Annotated in this window: 1 tRNA gene and 2 rRNA genes; all 3 read right to left on the bottom strand. The window is 47.3% G+C overall.

The window, feature by feature from the left end:
- Nucleotides 1–515: 515 nt before the first annotated feature.
- A 23S ribosomal RNA gene (locus D6694_14540) occupies nucleotides 516–3389 on the bottom strand.
- Nucleotides 3390–3503: 114 nt separating this feature from the next.
- Nucleotides 3504–3579 (bottom strand) — tRNA-Ala (locus D6694_14535).
- A 62-nt stretch (nucleotides 3580–3641) separates the two neighbouring features.
- Nucleotides 3642–5117 (bottom strand): 16S ribosomal RNA (locus D6694_14530).
- The 16S and 23S rRNA genes sit together here with 1 tRNA gene alongside, the layout of an rRNA operon.
- Between the last annotated feature and the right edge of the window lie 218 nt (nucleotides 5118–5335).

The following is a 5335-nucleotide window of genomic DNA, read 5'->3' as shown; positions in this document are numbered from 1 at the left end:
GTTTAAGAGATACTAAAAGCATTGCATTTCCTACAGAAGAATCTCCTCAAATAGATATGTTCTGGCATAATAAACAAAATAGAGATAATTCAAAACAATTAAGAATAAAATTTAAAAAAAATAGAAGTAGGCAAACATAAGCCATATTCTGTTAAGTTCTCCTTTTACAAGGAATGAACTATCTCGACATTCGACTATGCGTTCTAAATGAACTTGCACAAAGTCGTGCACCACAGTTTCAGCGTTCCCTTATACCTCATTCGGCCTGTTAACTAATTTCCGTCACCGGAAACGTCAAGGACCTCATTCTCATAGGCATAAGGACGTGTCTTTTCTTTGCGGTAGCCTCGGATTTCTCCGACTTATGGAATAAGCGACCGATTTTGTGTATGGACTTTCCTCCTTCTAAGGATTGTCGAGCGTTTACCTACTTCTAACTAATAAAAAAAATCAACTATTTAAAAAATTTACTGTAGAAAATAAAAAAAGCATAGGCAAAACGTACTTAGTTTCCAAGCGATTAGTAAACGTGCGCTTAATACCTCGTTGCCTCAGTACTTACACGCCGTTCCTATCAAACTCGTCTTCTACGAGAGCTTGTAGTGTCTCTTTTTGAGGTACGCTTCGAGCTTAGATGCTTTCAGCTCTTATCGCTTACGGCGTAGCTACCTGGCCTACCTTATCAGATAACCAGTACACCAGAGGCCGCGAACCTTCGTTCCTCTCGTACTAGAAGGTCCTTCCTCTCAGACACTGAACACCTCCGCTAGATATCGAACAAACTGTCTCACAACGTTCTGAACCCAGCTCACGAAACTCTTTAATGGGTGAACACCCCCACCCTTGGGCGCTTCTGCACGCCCAGGTTGAGTTGAGCCGACATCGTCGTAGCAAACAGCGCCGTCGATTTGAGCTCTTAGGCGCTACCACTCAGTTATCCCCGAGATAGCTTTTCTGTCTGCCTTGGCCCCCATCAATGAGGACACAAGGGTTCGCTAGACCAAACTTTCGTTGCTGCATTCCTTATTATTCGGAATACAGTCAGGCTAGCTTTTGCTCTTGCACTCCACATCGGATTTCTGAACCGATTGAGCTAACCTTTGGGCCCTGCCGATATCTTTTCAGCAGGGTGCCGCCCCAGCCAAACTACCCATCATCCGCTGTCCCTTCTTTCGAAGGTTAGCAATGTCAGCTTTGAAGAGTGGTGTCTCATAGACGTCTACACTCAAACTGGCGTCTGAGCTTTAACAACTCCCACCTACGCTGCACAACAAAACTAACATCACAACAAATGACTGTAGTAAAGTTCTACGGGGTCTATGCTTCCCACCGGAGGTCACTGGCCTTTGCACCAGTATAGTGTGTTCAGGGGACTCCTACTAGGGACAGTGGGGACCTCGTTACGCCTTTCATGCAGGCCGTCATTAAAACGGCAAGGCATTTCGCTACCTTAAGAGAATCATAGTTATTCCCGCCGTTTACTGGCTCTTATCTCCCTTGAAAAGGAGTTTCAAGTACCAGCACTGGGCAGACGTCACTGGCTATACACACCTTCACAGGCTAGCAGCCAGTTACGTTTTTGTTAAACAGTCGGGCCCCCCTAGTCACTGCGCCCTGTAATCGCACTCTAAAGAGCACAATCGCAGGGATTCCTTATGCCAAAGGCACAGAACTAATTTGCCGAATTCCCTTAGCAGGATTACTCCCACATACCTTAGGCTTCTCACCCTGGGTACCTGTGCCGGTTCTGGGTACGATCATCCAGAATCCGATTTGTTCCCTTTTCACGGACTCGAGGAATCGGCTAAATCCACCATAAGGCAGACCATTCTCGAGTTTAAGCAAGTTCTCATTATTATAATTCTCCCTTGCCTTATCTCGATTAGCACTCCAGACAAGAAGTGTTAACCTATCCCCAAGTGTCAGGAACAAACCTTTCGTCACCGAGTATCTGGATGGTAATGGAATTTTAACCATTTTCCCTTTCCCCTCGATAAATTACTAGCTAGGTTAGGATCGACTTACTCTTGGCTGACCTACATTGCCAAGAAACCCTTACCCTTAAGGTACCATAGATTTGCACTATGGACTGATCCTACTACCACCGGGATTCTTATTCCTACTAGATCCACTAACACTCACGTATTAGCTTCTACTCTAGCAGGACACCTGTCTACCGCAACCCTATAAGGTGCCTGGAGTATCGGTAGCCAATTTAGCCCCGTCCATTTTCGGGGCATAACACCTAGAATGGTGAGCTATTACGCTTTCTTTAAAGGATAGCTGCTTCTAAGCTTACCTCCCATCTGTCTTAGGTGTTATACACCCTTCACCCTTTAACACTCAAATGGCATTTAGGGACCTTAACTCCAGTCTGGGTTGTTCCCCTCTCGCGACAGTCGCTTACCGGCTGCCGCCGTCTCCCTGCTTCTATGATGTAATGGTTTTTGGAGTTGAACAAGAGACCCAGGGATTTCTCCCCAAAAATCTCAAATCCGTAGCTCTACCACCATTACAATCTCTGCAGAGGCTGGACTACGGCCCACTTCGACAGGAACCAGCTATCACCGGGTTCGATTGGCTTTTCACCCCTAGCCTCAAGTCAGAGGAACGCGTGTCCACAGAACCCCTTCAGGCCTCCACAAGATTTTACTCCTGCTTCACCTTGCTCAAGGCTAGATCACCCGGTTTCTGGTCTGGTCCAAGTGACTAAAGGCGCATTAACACCTCGCCCCTCGTTACCTGCGGGCAATCGCTTTCGCTTAGGATACTTCCTTATAAGAATTATCCTCGCCACTCAGACCAACTCCCCGGTCCGTTATTCTAAACGTACGGTGCAACTCCGAAAAGCAGCACCATGCTATAACCACTAAGTTTCAGGTCTTTTAACTCCCTGTCACAGGTTCTTTTCAGCTTTCCCTCACGGTACTAGTTCGCTATCGGTCTCGAGAAGTATTTAGGGTTGGAGGTTGATGTCCCCCACATTCAGACGCAATATCCAATGCATCCTACTCTGGAACATACCTAATCCTTCCAACTTACTCCTACGGGGCTATCACCCTCTATGGCTTATCTTTCCAGAATAATTCGGATTAATTGGAGAGAATTGTATAGTATGTCCAAACCCCACATCTCCCTTACCTTTCAGTAAGGGATTCGGTTTGCCCTATGCGGTTTTCTCTCGCTGATAAATTTAACCGCATCTCTATTGATTTCTTTTCCTGCGGGTACTAAGACGCTTCAATTCCCCGCGTTCCCCGCCATTACTGGCTTTCCTATTGGAAAGGAAGTCCCATTCAGCAATTCTGGGATCAATGGTTGCATGCACCTACCCCAGACATATCGCAGCTTGCCACGGCCTTCCTCGGCTCTCGAGCCAAGCCATCCACTTAGTGGCGTCGTCCATAAGTACGTTTTGCCTATGCACGACTTATGAGTATGAATTAAGACATACTAATAAGCCCTTAGCCCAAATAAGTTAATATTGAGCCGCACTTCAACGATGGACTCGCCGGGATTCGAACCCGGGACCCCCACCTTGCAAGGGTGGTGCTCTAATCCAGACTGAGCTACGAGCCCATCAATTATATGATACGCAAAAATAAAAGCCCTCTATAGCAAGCATAATCATTAATAACTAAATTAGGAGGTGATCCATCCGCAGGTTCCCCTACGGATACCTTGTGACGACTTGCCCCGCCTCACCAGACCCAGGTTCGATTCATCCAAGAAAGATGAACCTCACCAAAGCCCGACTCGGTTGGGATGACGGGCAGTGTGTACAAGGCTCGTGGACGTGTTCACCGGACGCTGATGACATCCGATTACTAGGGATTCCATTGTCATGAGGTTGAGTTACAAACCTCAATCTAGACTAAGACGGAGTTTAGAGGTTTTGCTTCTCCTCTCGGAGTTGCATCCCATTGTCTCCGCCATTGTTGCGCGCGTGTAGCCCAGGAGATTCGGGGCATACAGACCTATCGTTGCCCGCACCTTCCTCCCTGTTTCCAAGGCAGTCCTCACATTGTGCTTGCTCCTTCCGGAGAAGGCATTAGCAAATGTGAGCACGGGTCTCGTTCGTTGTACGACTTAACGCAACATCTCACGACACGAACTGACGACGGCCATGCACCACCTCTCGGCTTGTCAGGTAAAACCTTCAATCTGACCTTCATCCTGCCGTCGCTCCTGGTGAGATTCTCTGTGTATAGTTAGATTAAACCGCACGCCGCACCCCTTGTAGCGAGCCCCCGCCAATTCCTTTAAGTTTCGGCCTTGCGACTATACTTCCCGGGTGGCGAGCTTAACGCCTTCGCTTGGGCTCTGCACATTCCCGAAGAATATGCACCACCCTGCTCGCAGAGTTTACAGCTGGGACTACTCGGGTATCTAATCCGTTTTGCTCCCCCAGCTTTCGTCCCTCACCGTCGGACCCGTTCTAGATAGATGCCTTCGCCATCGGTGGTCCTCTAGGGATTATAGCATTTTACCGCTCCCCCTAGAATACCTCTATCTCCTCCCGGTCCCAAGTTTAACAGTCTTTCTTGCTCGCTGTTAGGTTAAGCCTAACAATTTCACAAGAAATTTATTAAACCGGCTACGGACGCTTTAGACCCAATAATCGCGATTGCCACTTGTGGCGCCGGTGTTACCGCGGCGGCTGGCACCGGTCTTGCCCACCACTTATTCTCCAAGCTTTTTACACTTGGAAAAAGCCCTGTCATTGACAGAGCACTTGGGATCCCCTTATCACACTTTCGTGCATTGTAAAGGTTTCGTGCCTGCTGCATCCCTTAGGACTAGGACAAGTATCTCAGTGTCCTTCTCGGGGCCAAGACTCTCATCTCCCCTACTGATCATAGGTTTGGTGAGCCATTACCTCACCAACAGCCTAATCAGCCGCCGACTCATCCTCGGGCCTTACGTTTCAGAGAACACACCTTCCAGTAATGTTCTCCTATCGAGTATTAGCTTCAGTTTCCCGAAGTTATCCTCGACCCGAGGGCAGATTATCGACGTGTTACTGAGCCTTATGCCGGTCCTCCGAAGAGTCCCTGACTTGCATGGCTAATTCGGATCCCAATAGCAGCAATCTCCCGCAGGATCAACGGGAATTATGCATAGTCGCAATTATATCTACTCGCTATAGAGATTTGCTCTTTTTGCGTATCATACATCATACTTAATCATATTGATCAAGTACTCATTCAAAAACAAAGGTTAAATAAAAATAGTGTTAAAATCTTATTTATAAATCTTACTATTTCCTCTTTCTCTTTCTCTTCTCTTTTTTCATTCTTTTACGTTGCCACTTCCAACGCATTTGCCCTTTCTT

The sequence above is a fragment of the Gammaproteobacteria bacterium genome, from assembly GCA_003696665.1.
Lineage (GTDB): Bacteria > Pseudomonadota > Gammaproteobacteria > Enterobacterales.
Note: the sequence above shows the minus strand (reverse complement) of the source record. Positions and strands in the feature narration are given on the sequence as shown.